The sequence below is a fragment of the Pandoraea iniqua genome (assembly GCF_902459685.1).
Classification (GTDB): Bacteria; Pseudomonadota; Gammaproteobacteria; order Burkholderiales; family Burkholderiaceae; genus Pandoraea; species Pandoraea iniqua.
Genome location: NZ_CABPSF010000011.1, coordinates 77,364 through 95,659 on the forward strand (window position 1 = coordinate 77,364; position 18,296 = coordinate 95,659).

The 18,296-nt window shown below is 57.0% G+C and carries 16 protein-coding genes and 1 pseudogene; 7 read left to right on the plus strand and 10 right to left on the minus strand.

Features of this window, described 5'->3' with window-relative positions; genetic code table 11:
• Positions 1 to 30 precede the first annotated feature (30 nt).
• Positions 31 to 570: a type 4 pilus major pilin gene (locus PIN31009_RS26355; protein WP_150792043.1), complete on the minus strand. Its 540-nt coding sequence runs from the start codon at positions 568 to 570 to the stop codon at positions 31 to 33.
• Positions 571 to 1,087: 517 nt separating this feature from the next.
• On the opposite strand from PIN31009_RS26355, the pseudogene PIN31009_RS26360 reads away from it, so the two are divergent.
• Positions 1,088 to 1,681 (plus strand): annotated as a pseudogene (locus tag PIN31009_RS26360) (transposase); the annotation flags it as partial.
• Between the two features lie 716 nt (positions 1,682 to 2,397).
• Here the strand turns inward: PIN31009_RS26360 and PIN31009_RS26365 are convergent.
• From PIN31009_RS26365 to PIN31009_RS26375, 4 genes are all read right to left on the minus strand, one after another.
• Positions 2,398 to 3,090, minus strand: coding sequence for a DUF2968 domain-containing protein (locus PIN31009_RS26365; protein ID WP_150740617.1), 693 nt, complete (start codon positions 3,088 to 3,090; stop codon positions 2,398 to 2,400).
• A gap of 319 nt (positions 3,091 to 3,409) precedes the next feature.
• A complete protein-coding gene (locus PIN31009_RS26370) occupies positions 3,410 to 4,915 on the minus strand; it encodes a PglL family O-oligosaccharyltransferase (RefSeq protein ID WP_174991117.1) in 1,506 nt (501 codons plus the stop codon).
• 139 nt (positions 4,916 to 5,054) lie between these two features.
• Positions 5,055 to 5,273, minus strand: a complete 219-nt coding sequence (locus PIN31009_RS28020) for a hypothetical protein (RefSeq protein WP_174991116.1) — start codon at positions 5,271 to 5,273, stop codon at positions 5,055 to 5,057.
• A gap of 96 nt (positions 5,274 to 5,369) precedes the next feature.
• Positions 5,370 to 5,597, minus strand: a complete 228-nt coding sequence (locus tag PIN31009_RS26375; RefSeq protein WP_150740650.1) for a PAAR domain-containing protein — start codon at positions 5,595 to 5,597, stop codon at positions 5,370 to 5,372.
• 1,800 nt (positions 5,598 to 7,397) lie between these two features.
• Between PIN31009_RS26375 and PIN31009_RS28025 the strand changes: the two genes are divergently transcribed.
• Positions 7,398 to 7,547: a hypothetical protein gene (locus PIN31009_RS28025; RefSeq protein ID WP_174991115.1), complete on the plus strand. Its 150-nt coding sequence runs from the start codon at positions 7,398 to 7,400 to the stop codon at positions 7,545 to 7,547.
• A 570-nt stretch (positions 7,548 to 8,117) separates the two neighbouring features.
• On the opposite strand, the gene tnpC is transcribed toward PIN31009_RS28025, so the two are convergent.
• The 4 genes from tnpC to PIN31009_RS26395 all read right to left on the minus strand — a co-directional run bounded on the left by tnpC (position 8,118) and on the right by PIN31009_RS26395 (position 12,615).
• Positions 8,118 to 9,698, minus strand: a complete 1,581-nt coding sequence (gene tnpC, locus PIN31009_RS26380; RefSeq protein WP_150740615.1) for an IS66 family transposase — start codon at positions 9,696 to 9,698, stop codon at positions 8,118 to 8,120.
• A 32-nt stretch (positions 9,699 to 9,730) separates the two neighbouring features.
• On the minus strand, positions 9,731 to 10,084 hold the full coding sequence (tnpB, locus tag PIN31009_RS26385; protein WP_150740614.1) for an IS66 family insertion sequence element accessory protein TnpB: 354 nt from the start codon (positions 10,082 to 10,084) through the stop codon (positions 9,731 to 9,733).
• Positions 10,060 to 10,584: an IS66-like element accessory protein TnpA gene (gene tnpA / locus PIN31009_RS26390; RefSeq protein ID WP_150740613.1), complete on the minus strand. Its 525-nt coding sequence runs from the start codon at positions 10,582 to 10,584 to the stop codon at positions 10,060 to 10,062. The genes tnpB and tnpA overlap by 25 nt, the downstream gene beginning before the upstream one ends.
• 940 nt (positions 10,585 to 11,524) lie before the next feature.
• A protein-coding gene (locus PIN31009_RS26395; protein ID WP_150740612.1) for an IS3 family transposase occupies positions 11,525 to 12,615 on the minus strand; the annotation gives its coding sequence in 2 pieces (ribosomal slippage) (positions 11,525 to 12,357 and positions 12,357 to 12,615; 1,092 coding nt in all).
• Positions 12,616 to 13,022: 407 nt separating this feature from the next.
• On the opposite strand from PIN31009_RS26395, the gene PIN31009_RS26400 reads away from it, so the two are divergent.
• A complete protein-coding gene (locus tag PIN31009_RS26400; RefSeq protein WP_246185870.1) occupies positions 13,023 to 13,262 on the plus strand; it encodes a hypothetical protein in 240 nt (79 codons plus the stop codon).
• A 246-nt stretch (positions 13,263 to 13,508) separates the two neighbouring features.
• On the opposite strand, the gene PIN31009_RS28030 is transcribed toward PIN31009_RS26400, so the two are convergent.
• The gene (locus tag PIN31009_RS28030; protein WP_174991114.1) at positions 13,509 to 13,682 is read right to left on the minus strand and encodes a hypothetical protein; all 174 of its coding nucleotides are present in this window, start codon (positions 13,680 to 13,682) and stop codon (positions 13,509 to 13,511) included.
• A gap of 1,086 nt (positions 13,683 to 14,768) precedes the next feature.
• Here PIN31009_RS28030 and PIN31009_RS26410 point away from each other — a divergent pair.
• From PIN31009_RS26410 to PIN31009_RS26425, 4 genes are all read left to right on the plus strand, one after another.
• A complete protein-coding gene (locus PIN31009_RS26410) occupies positions 14,769 to 15,545 on the plus strand; it encodes a beta-propeller fold lactonase family protein (RefSeq protein ID WP_174991113.1) in 777 nt (258 codons plus the stop codon).
• A gap of 383 nt (positions 15,546 to 15,928) precedes the next feature.
• A complete protein-coding gene (locus tag PIN31009_RS26415; protein ID WP_150740610.1) occupies positions 15,929 to 16,195 on the plus strand; it encodes a transposase in 267 nt (88 codons plus the stop codon).
• A gap of 32 nt (positions 16,196 to 16,227) precedes the next feature.
• The gene (locus PIN31009_RS26420; protein ID WP_150740609.1) at positions 16,228 to 16,923 is read left to right on the plus strand and encodes a DDE-type integrase/transposase/recombinase; all 696 of its coding nucleotides are present in this window, start codon (positions 16,228 to 16,230) and stop codon (positions 16,921 to 16,923) included.
• Positions 16,871 to 17,991 (plus strand): IS3 family transposase gene (locus PIN31009_RS26425; RefSeq protein WP_370855788.1). Its coding sequence is split into 2 segments (ribosomal slippage): positions 16,871 to 17,099 and positions 17,099 to 17,991, totalling 1,122 coding nucleotides; the frame shifts between segments, so codons are not numbered across the junction. The genes PIN31009_RS26420 and PIN31009_RS26425 overlap by 53 nt, the downstream gene beginning before the upstream one ends.
• Positions 17,992 to 18,296 lie beyond the last annotated feature (305 nt).

Genomic DNA, 18,296 nt, shown 5'->3' on the forward strand with positions numbered 1-18,296 from the left:
TATTGTGCCCCCCCCACAAAACACGCGCGATTAGCTCGCAGACGTGAACGTCATCGTGTTTGAATTGGACGCAGAGCAAGCCGTACCGATATTCGCAAGAGAGCTCGCCGAAGTGATCTTCGTGCCGCCAACGTCAATGCTTCCCCAGCCTGCCGTGCTCAGCTTCTGAGCGAGTTGGGTGCATGCTTCAGTGGGGACCTGATTGTAGACAATGGTGTACGCCTGGTCGCCGCTAGCGGTGCCAAATACGACCGCGCCATTCCATGCGTTCGAAATAGTGTGGGCCGTCGTATCCTGAGCCATGTTCACCGGAACAATGTTGTACTGCTGAGCGATCGTATTATTCAACCCCTTATAGCCTTGCCCACCATTCTTGACGGACTTCGTGTTGGCTTGCATCTGGGTGATGTTGTTCGCCTCAGTCGAAATATCTGAAGTCGAGAAGAGCTTACCGATACCAGCGGCGGCAGCGGCAAGAATCACGACGCCGACAATCATCACAACCAGCGCTTCGATCAAGGTGAAACCTGACTGCCGCTTCAGATCATTCAAATGCTCGACATCTTTCATATTCAATCCTATTTCCACGTTAATAAATAGACTTTTCGGCCGGAAATTCTTAACCACAAACCGGCTGCCCCAACAAAAAATTGGAGAGTTCGAGTGTACGTAGTCGCGACATAACTGATCTTCAGATCGAGGAAAATAGGAGAAAGACCTTGGATATTTGGCTAACGTCGATGCCACCGCCCTCGCCCATTTGGGGCGCGAGGAGATACAACAGGCCGATTTACCGCCTCACTGGATTTCAGGCGCATCCAATTGGCATCGCCATATGCCCCCCGTCGTAGTCATGATCCGTGAGGAGTAGTCACCAAGTCTGGTGGGCGGCTGGTGATCGCCGATACGGTTTGGCACGGGACCTCCCTCAGCCATCCGTCACACGGATGCCGAGACTAGGCACCGCGGTTGTTGCAGGCCATATCACTTCCTGGCTGAACTCCAATGCAAAACGATGAACCGCTCGCGGAGTGGAATGCTGTGCGGCTTCGACGACGACCTAGCCGCCCAACTCAGTCAAACCAGTAACTGCATTCGCGGCCCGCTCACTCAGATTCATCCCGCGCTCAAGCGGGTGCTCGGGCCTCGCGTGGATCATCCTACGGTGCTCGACTTGCCCGAGCGCTCCCCCTCCCCGCCACGCTGATGATGCCGAGCCCGGCCCAGCAACTCCCAGCCCAGCGTCAGCAAAGCGATGAAATGCAGCCGAAGTCGAGCGCCTGATGCACAGCGCCCCTCTTTGGCCGGTCTCGAGTAGCACACCCAGCTTCCGGCTCAAGACCGCTGCACGACTCCTGACGGAAGTGACCCACAAGGCGTTTGCCTTCGCCGCAGAATTGGCGGCCGACGCAGGCCTGGCGCCAATGCCCCGGCGCTCAGGCTCTTTGATTCGAGGCGTGGTAACAAAGAGCTCAAACGCGGCTAGTTTCTCTCGGCCTTTGCCGCTTTGCGCGCCCACATCTCGCGGGCCTACTACGGTCGAAAGATCCAGTAGGGCAAGCGCCACAACCAAGCGCTCGTCGCTCTGGCACGCCAGGGCTGCGACGCGCTCTTTGCCATGCTGCGCGATGGCACCGTTTATCAACCCAAAGCCGCCCCTTGCGCTTGCCAAACTACATAAAGCGCCCCCCCCTCCAGGCAGTGCGCGTCTGCATTCGGAGCCAGTGCTCCCGATCTATGGCCGCAAGGCGCTTCTCACTCAATCCAACCGTTGCACCCGATCCACGCAACCTCCAGCCCGCCCCAAATGAAAACGAACCGGCACGTCATTACCATGTCCGAACGTACGGGTCCCGGCATCAGGCTGAAGGAGTTACTATGGTCGGCACCGCTAGCGATGTCTAGCATTTGCTCAGAGCAGAAGTTCGTAGAGCAGGAGCGGCACTATCTTCGTGCCCCAGCCGCCTGTCCAACAGGTGGACGCAGGTGCCGACCGGGCTCAGCAAGAACCGATAGTTCGCCGTCGAATGCGATCAAGTCTTTCAGCGAAGGGCTATTCAACGCGCACGAAAATTCCCGATCACGCGAGCACGCGAGCACTCAGCGCAGCTATATCCGCAGATCCATCTGATCGCAAATCGTGAGGGCTAGAGGCGCGGAAATGATGCCGAAGACCGGCGCTGGCGGCAGGGAATCTTATGGCGAAGAACCTGCAAAGGAACCTTGATCAACTGAAATTCCGCATGCCGGCAATATCACAAACGCGATATATCGGCGAATGGCACCGCCAACTAATCGCGAGATCCTTGTCGGATAGTCCGCGACGCTACCAGTAACCCGAATCCCCACCGAACCAAATCGTTCCCGTATCAGAGATTAGACAGACACCCACGTTCGTCACTTTATCGAACGCATGAGCTCCACATCAGCCCCACTTTGCTCAGACTGCAGCGCCCCAACTCGTTGCTGAAGGCCATCCAAGCGCTTAAGTGCAGAAGCGTTTTCTGACTCCAACGCTGAAGCTTGCTCGCGTGCCGCCTTCTGATCTCGAACTAGCGCTTGTTCATGCTTGCGCTGAATATTCAGATCATTTCGCACAGCACCAAGTCGGGCCTCACTTCGAGCGAGCTCCTTTTGCATGATCGCTTGCTGCGCTTCAAGTACCGTTCTACGGATCTCAACCTCGGCCAAAGCTTGGGTTTGCTGCACAAAGTTGGAGTAGAGAGCCTCCGCACCACTTTCGTCAGCTACCTTAACTACCCGCCAGAAACTACCATCGTGAAACATGGCGACGTAGTACCCCATCGTCTGCGGATAGAACAACAGACTCGCACCGTAACGGGCGTTGTATGCAGTACGGAGTTCCGTGACCTCCTTCCCTTGAATTCGATCGCGCAACTCCTGAATCAATCCAGGAGCCAATACGGGGGCATTCGCGGACGGTGTCACATCGGCACCCGCCTCAATCTGCGCGTCTGCCACACTCGGCACATTGCCACGGAAATCCGCGGCATGGGCCGAGAAGGCCCATGCCGCCAAGCATGCCGCGGCCCCCGAACAAAACCACCACCGACTCTCAATAATCTTCATTTCCAGAATTCCTGTTGATATGCCAAAGCGCGTCCCGGCCTATTGCCCATGGCAGACAGATCCACGCCCAATCTAACCGCCTCCCCACCAATGACCGCTCTTCCCACTTGAACCCCAGCGCCCAACCGACGAGACATAAGAGCGACTTGGCCACAAAGCCATTGCCAGTGTGGAGATAAAAAACGACTGCTTTGCGCCGTGATGCGCTAAAGTGCGCTTCGAGACGCATAGGAATAGGCCGAGAGAGCAAGAATCCACCGCCCCAACCACAGGAAGGGATCTGCTCTCTCAGCTCGAAAAACCTCCTTGGCAACGTCGCTTAAGGGGCACCCCAAGCGTCGAAGACACGATTCACGAACGGCTCCAGATCAGCACCATGTTCTCGCAACATGGTAATGAGCGTCCGGTATTGCTGCGCGAACGAGTTCGGGCTGTAATTCTTCAAGCGCTTGATGTCATTCAAGGCTTCCTCATCTCGCCCAGCAAGCGCTAGAAGAACAATTTGTCGCTCAATGAGGTCAAGCGGAGCATTTAACGCCAGCGCCCGACGATGCATTGCCAATTTGGTATCCAATTGCTCTCGATTGAGATCGAGAGCCCACGTGAGCGCGTACTCGCCATACGGGGCAAAAAATCTTGCTGGCGCGGCGCGATACATCTGCATGTCGTCCCGAAGAATCGCAACTTCGAAGAACGCGTTTTCGACACGCTGGTAATCACGGTAAACCCAAGGAATCGCGATATAACTGAGCAACACGATTGCGAGACTAGTGGCTCCTGTAGCTATCGGGGGGAAATACCTTATCGCCTTCCGTTCGCAGACGCCAATCAGAAACGATGCCGGCAGAAGAAAGTATGCATAGCACTGAGGGTATTCAAGCATCGCATGAATGAGAAGCATGCCTAGCAAAATGAGTGCGAACACGAAAGCCGCAGACGCGTTACCGACTCCCCGTACCGCGCGGACACACCATGTCGTTAGCGGCACTATAACGAGCAGGGTACCGAATGCACCGGTTTTGACCAAAAGATCCAGCAAAACATTGTGCGCGTTGTTCGCCATCACAGTCGGGCCAAGTTTGTCAGCCAGCGCGAACACGGCTCCCCTGAAGTTCGTCCACCCCACTCCAAACATCCAGTGCTCACGAAGAATTGTGAAGCTGTACCTCCAAAGACTTATGCGATCAGCCACGTGTTCAGGTTGCTGCATGCGTGCAGCAACACTTACCTCGAGTTGCAATCCCCACGAAGTGTTTGCCCACGTCACGAACATCGCCGCCAGGAGCAGGAGAGGGAGTATCACTGCGGGCATCAACCATCGAGTGCCATACCGGCCTTGAGCATCTGCCGATTTTTCTTTCCAGGCGAGCCATAGCCCGAATAGCGACAGCAGTGTCAATTGCAACCATGCAGTCCGCGATCCTGTCACGCAAATGCCGACATCCAAGAGTGCCCATATTGGCAGTCCGATCCAAGCGGATAGCTTGCGCTGCCGCCACAGATAGAACACAGCAGCGCTAGCGAACGAGAGATACGTCGCAAGCAGATTCGGCTGAAACATATTGCCAAACGGACGCCGCAAAACCGACTCAGGGAGCCTTACGACAAGCCACGGAACATTCCCTTCTAGATGAAAAACTTGCGCAATTTGCGCACCGACGGCATACCCGCCCCCCAGTGTCAATGCCGCGGCCATCCAATACGACAACGGTTCCCACCAACCAAGTTGTGCGATCCAGAATCCAGAATTTACGGCGACGAGCATCGCAGCGCCGTAGAGCATCGCGGCCACCATCAACTGCGGCAGTTCCGTGGGAACAGTCAAGCATTGCGCCAAGATCACGGATATGAAAGCGAGAGGCACCCATGCCACACGAGGCAAGCGAAGCAGACGAGTGTCTCGTCTTGCGATGGCGACCATTGAAAGCGTGCCAAGCATCGCAAAGAGCACAAACGTCAATATTTCAGAGTAGAACGATGAAATCGGAATAGCGTGTCGGACGATGTTGTACGGCAAAGCCGAAATCAACACCAGAGTCAGGCCGATTAGAGAGAAATTCAGAGGAGGAAACAAAATAATCGTCGTGCAAAATAATTAACAAAAGAGCAACATCGCGATGTCGCCAGAATTCCCGCCCCCCTTCATGAAATCGCAGATCCAAGCGAGCGGAATGATCGTTCAATTCACCGCTCCTTGTTCCGGAGCCCTCTCTCACTTCCTTGACGGAAGTTCAATTTCGCGGCAATCACTGGGCGAGACAGAACATGCCCCCCCCCACTCAGGCGCGAATAAGCTTTGCGCCACATGCCGTCTCGTCACCAAACTTTGCGATCCGCAAGCCTCCATGACGGCGAGTACCACTTGCAATGATTGGATATTCCCCACCACACTTGGGGCAAAACACCAGATGCCCGTCTAAAGCCACCGGGATTCCCATGTGGCGAAGCGTGGAAGCCCCCTCGAGAACAAGTCCTCCATGACTCGTCACGTCACCTTTGCACACCATTTCCCAACCGCATTCTTCGTCAACCACTGATATCCCTTAAACCGCCCCCCATTTTTGCCACCTTGCAAGATCGGGCATCGGCAGCGTCCCGAGGTTGTAGATATCCATACCCATGAGAGCCCGGTCAGCACCATGTGTGCATGCGTGGCAAACCGAAGCTAGAGGGGCAATTCGTTCGGTGCGACCTTGATTAACCGGATAACACGAGTTCCCAAACGCCCCATCCGGGAAGGCAAACGGAGGCGCTATCGCACACGACGCTACCGTCTCGAAATTTTCCGGCACTTTGTGAACCTATGCGCTCATCATGTTCGGCTCATCAGGGACGTATAGTGGGAGCGCCCGAAAGCCGCGACGCAAGCACAACCAAACTTAATATCACTTACAAGTACCATAGGAAATGAGGCTATTCGCAATGCAGTCCGACAAGCGGCTGCAATGAGACGCTCGCACAAGAAACAATTCAAACTTTGAACAGACACGCCATCAGTCCCCTCCCGGCTTTGATAGCGAACATGGACCGTTTAGGAAGAATTCCCTACCTTTTGGAGGGCGTTCGTGCCCCCCCCCTTTACCACGCACTAATGTCAAGCTCAACAAATGGAGAACTCTTATGGTGGTTTTCGATTGGTGCGGTTACTGGTTTGAAATCCGGGAGCGGTCGGCGGCTTTGCTACCCGAAGCTGGCGTTTACGTTTTCGTAAAGAAGATTCACGATGGCTGGGAGCCGATTTACGTTGGCCAAACAGGCGATTCCTCGAATCCCCTGCCAGATCGTAAGTTGCGGCGTCTCGCTTTTCAGATGGGGGCCACGCACGTGCACACGAAATACGTTGCCCAGAAAGACCGTCGAGATGCGATCGAGCAAGCGCTTACGAGGAATCTGAGCCTCCTACCAAACCGCGCAAACCAATGACGAGTCGCCTGGACGACGCGCGATCATCCCGATACACAAGCCTTGCCACGCCCCCCCCCCCCCAATGAAACCGGAAGCGCGATCTTGGCGGGCGTGCCATTACCCCAATTGAGAGCGAGATACCGCAAGAATCGCCCGGTGATTCGGAAGCAGCCCACATCGCTGGCTACAGGAAGGGGGACCGCCGGACTATTGGCGTTTGGATCTCGCCCGTGGCGATCGGCGCCGTACTCTTCGTGCAGTTGCATTCACTCCGGCGACAAGAAGAAGTGAAGGCGTCAATATCGGTGCAACAAGCATTAGCCAAGCTAAGCGCCCGACTGCTACAGCAAGCCCTTCGGCCCTCCAAACTCGAATCCAGTTGATATGGGTGGCAACCACCGCCCAGCAGGCAAATGCAAGCCAATACACGGCAAGTCAAAGTTGCACCTCCTGAATATCCATCGGAGCGGCAGGCCTCGATGTGTGCCTAAGGTGGTTGTGAGATTTCTTGTATCCCCCAATAGTGAGACGGCTGTCTAATCACAAAGTTGGGCACAACCGTGAAAAAATAAGGATGCCGTCCACGCCAAGACGGCATCCTTAACCCACAACAGAGGAGACATGACACGACCGATTGCGGACGGAGCCCCCCCCCAGGCGGAACCGGATCTCGGTCGCTTACAGAGTATGAGTCAGGCTCGAAAATGAAAAGGCAAAAAGCCAAGTATCGACGCGATAGAGCAGCCATTCAACAGCCAAGACGAGCTTAGCAATGAAGGCAAATAGTCCTAATGCGACTTTTCTCAGAGTCTCGCGAACGCCACTCCCTCTCTGGGAAGATTTGACCTGCATCGTAGACGCGACTAGCGCTGCATTTGGTTTGAAAGCGCGAGGACCTAGACATGAATCGTGTCGCTCAGACCAATCTCGATTGCTCCGTGATGGCCGAGGGGGCAGAAGCCATTCAGTTTCATCACGGCGACTCTGCACCCCTCGGCCTCGATCGTCCATCGGTCGCGGCCACCACGTCGACCAATTCCCACCCGACGTGATGACAATGCGGCAGCAGCTGAGAACGCTTGGCACACCAACCGCGGCCGCCCCTCATTCCGAACGAGGAAGCCGCAAGAATGGCCATGTTCGCAAGCATTTGCCGCCCGCCACGGCCCGAGGCGCGGACCGCAGAAACGCGACTCCAAAATTTCGAGAACTTGCGATCTCGGGCGAAAAAAATGCCGCTTCTTGGGGAAGCGGCATTAGGCCATTGCTCACGGGGAGTGGCGCAATGGAAGCTGAGCGTCGCCACACCCGGGGAGGCGGAGGCGACAATTCAATGTTGCCGTAACCGACGCAGCCGTGCGTTTGGCAATTGCACCACACCGTTTGATCAAGAGCGCCACAGTGTCACGAAGAGGTGGTCAAGGTTTAGCGGAAGCCATGGGTAGCATCTGGCCGCCAGGCCGGAATGTAGTGGTCTGGAGCGGCCCCCTGAAGGTCCGGACAAAGTCTCCCACTTACAATAGCGGGTAGGCATACGACTGTGTTTTTGACTGTATGCGATCCACGAATAACGTCCCTCAGAGAAAAATCACGAGGTACGTGAGGCGTGGCAACAAGGCGGGTCAGCGCAGATCGGCGGGCATCTTCCAGGGCAGCAGAGCGTCATAGTCGTCGACGCTCTGCGCCAGCGGCAGACGCTGAAACAGCCAGGTGAGATAGCGATACGGATCGATATCGTTCGCTTTGCAGGTCTCGACGAGCGAGTAGAGGTTGGCGCTGGCGTTCGCGCCGTCAACGGTGTCCGAGAACAGCCACGATCGGCGGCCGACGCAGAACGGGCGAATCGAGTTCTCGCAAGGATTGTTCGAGATGGGCCAACTGCCGTTCTCAACGTATCGCGCCAGCTTCGTCCACTGTGCGCGCAGGTAGGTCAGCGCCTTGCCAAGCAAGCCCTGCGGTACAACGCCGGGCGACTGCTCAAGCATCAGTGAGTGGATGGCATCAAGCACCCGAGCGCTGTATCGTCGTCGCAATCGTTGTCGTCGTTCGGCATCCCACGTTTCGGTGCGTGCCTCGGCGGCAAACAGCTTGCCGATCAGCGCGATAAAGCGCATCGCGAGCAGATCAGGAGTTCGCGCGGCTTTCGGCACATTCTCTTCCGCTTTGACGAAGTAGCGTCTGGCATGAACCCAGCACCCCAGATGCACGAGCTGGTAACGCCGGGCGATATCGTTATAGGGCTCGTAGCCATCGCTCATCAGCACCGCACCCTGGCGGATGCCAGTGAACAGCTTGTCTGCCAGTTTGGCGCCGCGCCCGGGCGTGTAATTGAAGCACCGGATCGGCGTTTGCGCCTGCGTCATCTGCGACCACAGATAGCTCTTCGATTGCGCTCGGCGGTTTTCTTCTTTGAGCACCTGGAACGTGGTCTCGTCGCAATAGATGATCTCGGCCTCTAGCAGTGCATCCCGCATCAGGTTGATCACCGGCTGCGTCGCGATGCCGACGCGAACCATGCTCGCGGCGAGCGTGTTCGAGGAGATGTCGCCGCCGAAACGGCGCAGCAGACCGGCCTGGCGATACAGAGGCATCCCGAACTGATACTTGCCGGTGGCAATCCACGCGAGCGCCGATTCGGTAAGCAGTCCGCGCGCAATGATTCGCGGCGGCGCCGGCGTGACCTTGATGCCCAGATCGCAGCACGGGCATGCGTACTTGACGCGCTGGTGCTGGATCACACGAAGCTGCTCCGGGATGACGTCGAGTTGTTCGCTGACTTCGACGCCAAACTCGACGAGCGCGTGGCCGTCGTTCGAACAGAAACGTTCCGCTTCAGGCAGTTCATGCCGCACGACTTCGCGCGGCAGATTCGGATCGCGTGGCTTGCGCTTACCTCGTTTCTTGCGCTTGTGCGCCGCAACTGTAGATTCCGGAATATCCTCCCGCGCGGGGGCGCTGCTCTTGCCAAGCACTTCGGCTTCGTTAAACAAGCCGAGTTGATTGTCGCCCCTCGCCTCGCTCTTTGCACCGAACAGCTCGCGGCGATAGGCCCGAAGCCGCTCCTCGGCGAGATCTCGTTCTGCTGTCACGAGCCGCAGAGCACCGCACAATGCCTCTTTTTCTTCTCGTAGCCCGCGAGCGGCATCGCGCTCGGCAAGCAGCGCTTTCAGTTCATCGGCGGTGATCGTGACGGTGATCGGCATGCGCGATTAGACAGGCATGCCACTCGCCTGTTTCAGCTCACGCGCAGATATTCTTGCTTCGCGTGGCGCCGAATGGCTGTGATGTCGTCACCGTCGAGCAACGCGTGCAGCACGTCGGACGTCATCGTGACGACCTCGGTCTTGTTGTCGGGCCAGATGAAGCGGCTCGCTTCCAAGCGTTTCATCAACAGCCAGAAGCCGCTTCCATCCCAGCCAAGAATCTTGACCCGATCGCGACGCCGGTTGCCAAAGATATAGAGCGAGCCGTCCATCGGGCTCAGCTGCATCGACTGCTCGACGAGAATCGACAGGCTGTTCATGCCGTAACGGAAGTCGACAGGATCGCGGTGCAGGTAGACCTTCAGGCCTTCGTCGAACCGGAACACGGCATCCTCCCCAGAATCCGGACCAGGGTGGTCAGCTCCTCGATCGACGCGATGGCGCGCCCCATCTCGAGCTCGACGCCGTTGGCCAGACGCACATGCAGCTCGAGCTGCATCGACGCAGCCGACGGTGCTGGCACCTGCACAGATACCGGAGGCGTCGAAACGACCGGTACGAAGGCCGGAGGCACCGCGGTGGCCGAAACCAGACTATGCGTATCCGGCAAGTCGATGGTCACGCTCTCGATCTCGCGCGACGAAAGGCCATCGATATCTCCGGCGCGTTGCATCGGCAAGAGTCCTTGCTCGCGCTCCATCAGATACTTCGTGATCCATTTGCGCAGCAGGTTGGCATTGACACCGTGTTCTTGCGCGAGCCTCGCCACCGATACGCCCGGTTGTAATGCCGCCTCGATCAGTGCCCGCTTGCTCTTCTCATCGTAACGGCGCCGGCCGTCACTACTTTGTCGAACGACTCTCAACTCAGAGTCTTTGTCAGCCATAGGTGTCCACCTCCGTAGTAGGTGGACACCTATGCTCCTCCTTCACCAGGCCCTTGGGTAGACGTCGTTACTCGACCGCTTACACTGAAGACGAGGGGACGTCGAATCCAGCCCCCGGCTCCGCGCACTCCTTCTTGAGCGTCGACAATCCATGTATTCCACCTCAACGATCGCCAGCCCGACTGCGCGGCACACGGCATCGAGCTTGTCGAAAGCGATACCAACCCCGTTCGATACCTTGTTCAGCATCGACGGATCCCGCTGGGTCGCATCGAGTACCTGACGCTTCAGTTCAGGGTCCACAAACGTGCGACGGCACGTTTGCTCAAAAAACTCCCTGCTGCTTCGGCAGGAATTCAACAACGTTCTCCATCATTCAACGTCCTGCAAAATCAACGAATGACCATGAATCGGAAAGCCCTTACGCTTCTGGGCATGGACAAGAAAACAAGCAATTAGGGAAACCAAGAAAAGTCGCATCCGCTTGCTCAAAAAGGGACAGACACCCCTAATCGCGTGAAAATCCAGATTCCTCGAACTGATCTTTCATTTCAAATGGGGTACTCATGACAGACGATTCAAAATTCATGGAACTGGAGGGGCAATTGCGAGCGACTCAGATAGCCATCCGTGCGCTAATCCTTTGCTCCGCAGATCCTCAAACGTCCACGCTTGCAGTCCTGGATCAGCTAAACCGCCTCATTTCGGCCGTACTACAGTCCGAAGAGCCCGATGCGTTCTTAATAGGCGTCGAAGTGGCCAAACGAACACTCCTGCCGTCATCGGGCAACTCCTGAGGCGCTGTCGATGACTCGCCGTACGCGGCACACATATGCCCACAGGCAAGCTTGCCGCGAACTGTCCGCCGAAGAAATCGACCTGACGAACCGGATCCGACGTCCCCCCGTCTTCAGTAGCACTGAGCTTTAGAGTCCGAGGGTTAATGTAACTGCATTCCTGCCAATTTTCGGGCGTAGGATGCCGGCGTTAATCCGCCCAGTGACTTCTTCGGTCGCTCCTCGTTGTACTCCCGTCGCCATGCCTCGATCACCACCTTGGCGTGCGGCAGGCTGGTGAACCAGTGTTCGTTCAGGCATTCATCCCGGAAGCGTCCGTTAAACGATTCGATGTAGGCATTCTGGTTGGGTTTGCCCGGCTCGATCAGGAACAGTTTGACGCCTCGCCCGTGTGCCCAGCTCAGCATCGCACGACCGCAAAATTCCTTGCCGTTATCGGTACGGATCGCTTGTGGCAAACCTCGATGCAACGCCACACGATCCAGAATGCGCGTTAGCGCTAGGCCGCCAATCGCTCGCTCCGGCACAATGGCCACGGCCTCATGCGTGGCGTCATCGACCACCGTCAGGCTCTTGATGACACGGCCCTCCGCCGTTCGGTCGAACACAAAATCCATCGACCAAACCTGATTCGCCGCCGACGGCCGCCCCAGCGGCTGACGATCCGATACCGGTACCTTCTTGCGCTTGCGACGACGCACTTGCAACTTTTCTTCGGCATACAGCCGCTCAACCCGCTTGTGGTTGACTGTCACGCCTGACTGCCGCAACTTCAGATAGATCATGCCCGAGCCATAGCGACGATGCCGCTGAGCCAAGGCGACGATCTGCGCTCGCAGGGCCTGATTGCGATCCGGCGCCGGTTGATAACGGTAGGCGCTGGCGCTCATGCCGATTACCCGCAGGGCTCGGCGCTCGCTCAAGCCACTATCGGTCATATGGCGCACCAGCTCTCGGCGGGACGGGGCGCTCACCACTTTTTTCGCAACGCCTCGCGCGTCACCTCATTCTCCAGCAGCGATTGCGCTAGCAGTTTCTTCAACCGAGCGTTTTCGGTCTCCAGATCCTTCAGCCGCTTCGCGTCAGAGACATTCATGCCGCCGAACTTACTGCGCCATAGGTAATAGCTGGCCTCTGAGAAGCCGTGCTGACGGCATAGTTCCTTGACCGGTATGCCCGTCTCGGCTTCCCTCAGGAAGCCGATGATTTGCTCGTCGGTGAATCTCTTCTTCATGTCCAATCTCCTGACTACGTGATTGGACTCTAAATCGTCGCGCTACTCAAATCGGGGGTGACGTCGGATCAAGGCTAAAGGGGCCGAATTGCTTGCCCTAGCTGACGAATTGGAAACGCACTTGGACGGCGAGATCAACGCCAAGGCCGACGCATACAACAATGTCGATGTGCCCGACTACCGAACTTCGCCAGACGCCATTGAGTTGACCCGATTCAAAAATGCCGATCCTCACAAGTGAGCCGGTATCGGCAAGCTCGACATTCAAACCGGAATCATGTCCCTCGTGCGCGCCGTCGCCCAGCCGGCTATCTGACCAAACGCCTCCCCGGTGAGGGAACGCCCCCGATGATGCAGGCGTGACGGCCGCCAGAGTACGGCACCCTTTTCAGTTCGACGGAGGACGTATGGGCGTCAAAGAACTTGAGTCGAGAGCGGGCCGTGAAAGCTATTTGGCAACCGCGCCGATCGCTTCAGGTGGTGAGTGGAAACGACGCTGTGCCAAACTGTTTCAGCAACGCGGCGGTGTCACTGAGGCTGTGGCGGTCGACTTGGCCAAAGCCTGCTTCGAACAGCGTGTCAATTGGGATCACGAAAGCGATCCGGAAGGCGCCGCCGATGTCAAGGCGAGCTACTGGAACGGCTGAATTACCTGCCCGCTTCGGCGGGCACCTTCAAGTGAGCCGCCCCAGTGTCGGTGCGGCGACGTTAAATAGCCCATAACGGCAAAAGCCCTCATCGGCACGGGGCTGCTCACCTGAATGCATGGTTTCATCGGTAGTATCCTCAACCGAGCAGCCCGGCATGTCGGCTCGGCGACACAAAATATCCTGTATCCCCATCAACCACGATGGATCGCACTGTCGGGCTGCTCTCTTGAGGGTGCTGCCTCATTAGTTCGGACAGATCGCAGGGGGGTCGATTTCTCCTCGCTCACCGGACGCTAGACGCTCGCTTTGAGCAGCCTTCATTTCCTGACGCGCCTCGGCACAGTTCTGCTCGTGCGCCGCGATCACCTCAACGGCAAACACGCCCGCGCAATGCCGGCAGTGCAAACGCTGATTCATAGCAATCTCCCCGAAGTGCCGCGCACCCGGCGCGGATCACTCTACGGTGTCCGGAAGCGTGGGACGGCGTGCCGCCCCACGATCCAAAGGGATGCTAGCCGGAAATATCCCAGGCAGATTCGCAGCAAGACATTCTGCCAGGCATCTCCCCAAACACACCTGCGAACACGTCGGTCCACACGCCAATAGTAGCAAAGTGCGGCAATGACTTTAATCCGGGCTTGGTCGAGTGGTCAGGCACAAGCCTTCCAAGCTGAGCACACCGGTTCGACTCCGGTAGCACGCTCCATCCCTCCCCGCGAGCCGCGAATCGCGCACCTTTTCATCGGATAGACACATGGCAGCGACCAAAAAACGCTGGAGATCCAGCTCGCCAAGACGAAGGTGGTTGAGGAAATTAGGTTGTCCGCGAGCAGATTTGCTCAGCTCGCAGGCGCGCGCCTAAGTGGATCGCAACAGCCGATGCGACGAAGTCCGCTGAATAACGGGACCTTGCAGAAACGAAGTTCGCGCGGATTTCAAACTTCCCGCCTGCAAGTGGGGGGCAACAGCCTGAACAGGCTGCGTGACATCCTCGCCCGTGAGCACATCACCCTCGATCGCCTGACACAGAGAGAATCGGTCTTGCTGTAAGGCGAGTTGCGCCGCCAACGGAAGTGACAGCTTTTCAAATGAAAACTCAGCAAAAGAAAAACCTCACTCACGACTGCAGTAGGAATATCGGTATTCCTATCCGTTCTAGCGCATGCGCGCTCGGCCAACAGGGCAGCGGCAGCTCTGAACATTTCTTCACATCTTTGATGAGGCTACATTATGGGCTTATATGCATACGCACTGCGATCTGGGAAAATTTTGGCTTATGACGTCCTCGATGACGGGAGCTTGGTACCTCTAGGTGATCCCGCGCCTCTTTCGTTCCCGACAAATAACTCCATGTGCGCCAGTGGCGACACGGTATTTGCACTTGGCTTAGGCCCAGACGAAACCACATATGTCGATATTTACCAAGCAGATCGTGCTAGCGGTCAGTTGATTCCGAGGCTACTGCGTCATCCGCTCGGTAATTTCGATAGCGGAGAGCTCGGTATGGCCGCCACTGCACCAACCGACGAAGTCATCTATTTTTACTCTTGCGGGGAACCCTACACTGACAACGATACCCCCTCCACTACTCTCTATGCTTTCATATATTCCCGGGCCCGCCATGTAGTTTTCCCGATCGGGCAACTCCCCCTCCCAGGGGGAGGCGAGGCGACAACATTGCAATTCGACGGCACGGGAAAAATGCTATACGCGTCTGTATCGAACGGGGACTACAGTCCGGCGTCTTTCGCTATCGATGCAAAGGGCATGCCTACGCTCACGGATAAGGTTCCAATGGTGAACCCCCTCCAGTTTGGCCTTGCCGTAGACCCGACCCAAAAATATGTCTATACCGGGTCGGCGGAATTTTTTAATCCTGAAGTTCGCGGCTACAGTGTGTCTCAGGGCGTATTTTCTCCACTCAAAGGCGTCGCCGACCACACGAAAAGCATGGTTAGCGTGATGACGATGAGTCTGGACGGCAAATACTTGTTTCTTTCAACCACAGCGAGTCCTTTCACTGGCATAGGAAAAAATACTGTCGTTTCTTATGCGGTTAATCCTTTAACCGGCGTTCTGACGCCAATTAACGAGCAGGCTGATGGTCGTGAAGTATTAGCGATAGCAGTGACACCCGATGGGAAATACTTGTATGCCGCATCCGCGCGCGAAGATACGATCTATCGATACGGAATAGACCAAGGAGCGTTGTCGACTGGAACACTCGTTGCCAACGCCGGAATGGAAATCGACGGCTTCGTACTGGTAAGCGAGCCCTGATAGGCCATGAGTTAGCCGCGAATGATCCGCTCCGTAGCGGCAGAGTGAGCCGGCCCTCTCTCCGGGACATCGCGGACATGGCCATGTCCGCCTGCAATCCGCCCGCGCTTGCGCCATACTTCGGCCATCATCAATAGACAACTGGTTTGCGGGCTTGGCAGCCCGGGCTCGATAGGCGCATAAGCCGCGCCGTCCTCATGACTCACGGCTTTTTTGCGCGCATAGCTTCCCCCTATGTGCGGGGCATGTGGGAGGGCTTCGGCCCTGCCAGCCCCTATCGACCGGTCTGCCAACCTGCATTGACGTGTCCCCGGAATATCCGAACAGGTCAAAACTAGAGGTAAAGTTGCTTCTCAGCGCCCCGAACGGGGCGAGGAGTCGCCATGAAACGCTCGAGATTTAGTGAAGAGCAGATCGCCTATGCGCTGCGATTGGCCGAGAGCGGCACACCGGTGGTCGACGTCTGTCGGCAGATCGGTGTGTCGGAGGCAACGTTCTACACATGGAAGAAGAAGTACGCCGATTTCGGCGTTAGCGAGATGCGCAAGCTCAAGCAACTCGAAGACGAAAACGCGCGCTTGCGACGTATCGTCGCCGACCTGACGCTGGATAAACAGATCCTGCAAGAGGTGGTGCGAAAAAAAGTCTGAAGGCCGCCAAACGGCGCGAGCTGGCGGCTTAGATGCAAGAGCGTTTCCACATAAGCGTGCAGCGTTCCTGCGCGTTGGCGTTGCTGCAGCGCTCGACTTGGTACGCGAAGAGTCGTGCACGCGATCAAAGTGCGCTGCGCCAACGTATCCGGAACATCGCCTTAAGTCGTCCGCAGTTTGGCTATCGGCGGGTGCTGGTGATGTTGCGTCGCGAGGGCTGGGACGTGGGTAAAAAGCGCGTCTACGGGCTTTACAGCCTAGAGGGCCTGCAATTGCGGATGAAGGTCAAGCGCCGCAAGCGCATCGCGCTGCTGCGAGGCAAGCCACCGGCGCCCACCGGACCGAATCAGCACTGGAGCATGGATTTCGTTCATGACCAGATGCTTGATGGACGCCGCTTTCGCATTCTGACTGTCATCGATCAATGGAGTCGCGAGAGTGTTTGTCTGGAGGCCAACTTCCGACAGACCGGCCGTGCGGTGGGTCAGGCGCTGGATCGTTCTGCGGTCCTTCGCCGATGGCCCGAATCCATCACCGTGGACAACGGCACAGAGTTCACTTCTCGCGCTTTAGACGATTGGGCATACCGACGCGGCGTGAAACTCGATGACCTGCTCCCTGCAAACAGGGCCAGCCGGGGTCTAGTAAAGTTCGTTTTCGGAGAAGAAGACGAACATGAAGAAGCGATTTACGGAACAGCAAATCATCGGCTTTCTGAAGGAAGCTGAAGCCGGGATGCCGGTCAAGGAACTGTGCAGGAAGCACGGGTTTAGTGACGCGTCGTTCTACACCTGGCGCGCGAAGTTCGGCGGCATGGAAGTCTCCGAAGCCCGTCGGCTCAAGGACCTCGAGGTTGAGAATGCCCGGCTGAAGAAGCTGCTGGCCGAAGCAATGCTCGATATGTAAGCCTTGAAGCTCGTCGTCAAGGGAAAGCCCTGAGCCCGCAAGCCAAACGCGAAGCAATGTCGGCGATTCGGGAGAAGGTCAACATCTCCGAGCGCCGCGCTTGCCGGCTTGTCGGGCTTTCTCGCAGCGTGCTGCATTACGACGCGAAGCCGGACCACGAGAATGAGGTGCTAGCGGCGCGTCTAGTGGAGCTGGCGCACGAACGTCGTCGATTCGGCTACCGCCGATTGCACGCTCTGGTGGAACGCGAAGGCACGCACGCCAATCACAAGCGCATCTATCGCCTGTACCGTGAGGCAGGGCTGGCTGTGCGGCGCCGTCGCAAGCGCCACGGCGTAATGATTGAACGCGAGCAACTGGCATTGCCGGGCGCACCCAACGAGGTATGGTCAATCGATTTCGTGATGGATGCGCTTTCCAACGGCCGACGCGTGAAGTGCCTGACCGTCGTCGACGATTTCACGAAAGAGGCCGTCGACATCGTCGTCGACCATGGCATCTCAGGTTTGTATGTCGCTCGGGCATTGGACTGTGCAGCTCGCTTCCGTGGCTATCCCAAGGCGGTGCGAACAGATCAGGGCCCCGAATTTACGAGCCGCGCGCTTGACCAGTGGGCGTATGCGAACGGCGTCACTTTGAAGTTGATTCAGGCGGGCAAGCCAACGCAGAATGCGTACATCGAATCGTTCAACGGCAAATTCCGCGACGAATGCCTTAACGAGCACTGGTTCACAACGCTCGCGCACGCTCGGGCTGTCATCGCGGCATGGCGTCAGGACTACAACGAGCAAAGGCCGCACAGCGCACTGAACTACCTTGCGCCGTCAGAGTTTGCGGCGAAACATCGGGCAACCGCGGATGCTCCTGCCGCTTTCCAGGAGTTGGTTTAAGGGACTTTGCTAGAAGCCGATTGGCCCGATTGAAGGGGGCAGGTCAGCGTGGCTGAATGCCATAGCTCGACATTTGAAATATGCCAACCTGCCACCAAGCAATTTGGTTTGGTGCCGGCACTAAATAGCGGTCCAGACAACCTAGAACAAGACAAGTGGGAAAAACGTCAATTTTTGCCGGTTCGGGCCTCAGTACACTCCTCATCCAAAGACTGAGCCCCCCCCACACACGTGCGCCCTGAAATTTGAACTTAGCAGGTGCAATATTGATATCGATAGGCACGTCCCCCATCCAAGCAAATCCA

Excerpts from the sequence above, each read along its gene's own strand:
- PIN31009_RS26355 (WP_150792043.1), bottom strand. The coding sequence starts at position 570 with ATGAAAGATGTCGAGCATTTGAATGATCTGAAGCGGCAGTCAGGTTTC.
- PIN31009_RS26365 (WP_150740617.1), bottom strand. The coding sequence starts at position 3,090 with ATGAAGATTATTGAGAGTCGGTGGTGGTTTTGTTCGGGGGCCGCGGCA.
- PIN31009_RS26375 (WP_150740650.1), bottom strand. The coding sequence starts at position 5,597 with ATGGTGTGCAAAGGTGACGTGACGAGTCATGGAGGACTTGTTCTCGAG.
- PIN31009_RS28025 (WP_174991115.1), top strand. The coding sequence starts at position 7,398 with ATGAATCGTGTCGCTCAGACCAATCTCGATTGCTCCGTGATGGCCGAG.
- tnpC (WP_150740615.1), bottom strand. The coding sequence starts at position 9,698 with ATGCCGATCACCGTCACGATCACCGCCGATGAACTGAAAGCGCTGCTT.
- tnpA (WP_150740613.1), bottom strand. The coding sequence starts at position 10,584 with ATGGCTGACAAAGACTCTGAGTTGAGAGTCGTTCGACAAAGTAGTGAC.
- PIN31009_RS26400 (WP_246185870.1), top strand. The coding sequence starts at position 13,023 with ATGGGCGTCAAAGAACTTGAGTCGAGAGCGGGCCGTGAAAGCTATTTG.
- PIN31009_RS28030 (WP_174991114.1), bottom strand. The coding sequence starts at position 13,682 with ATGAATCAGCGTTTGCACTGCCGGCATTGCGCGGGCGTGTTTGCCGTT.
- PIN31009_RS26410 (WP_174991113.1), top strand. The coding sequence starts at position 14,769 with ATGGCCGCCACTGCACCAACCGACGAAGTCATCTATTTTTACTCTTGC.
- PIN31009_RS26415 (WP_150740610.1), top strand. The coding sequence starts at position 15,929 with ATGAAACGCTCGAGATTTAGTGAAGAGCAGATCGCCTATGCGCTGCGA.
- PIN31009_RS26420 (WP_150740609.1), top strand. The coding sequence starts at position 16,228 with ATGCAAGAGCGTTTCCACATAAGCGTGCAGCGTTCCTGCGCGTTGGCG.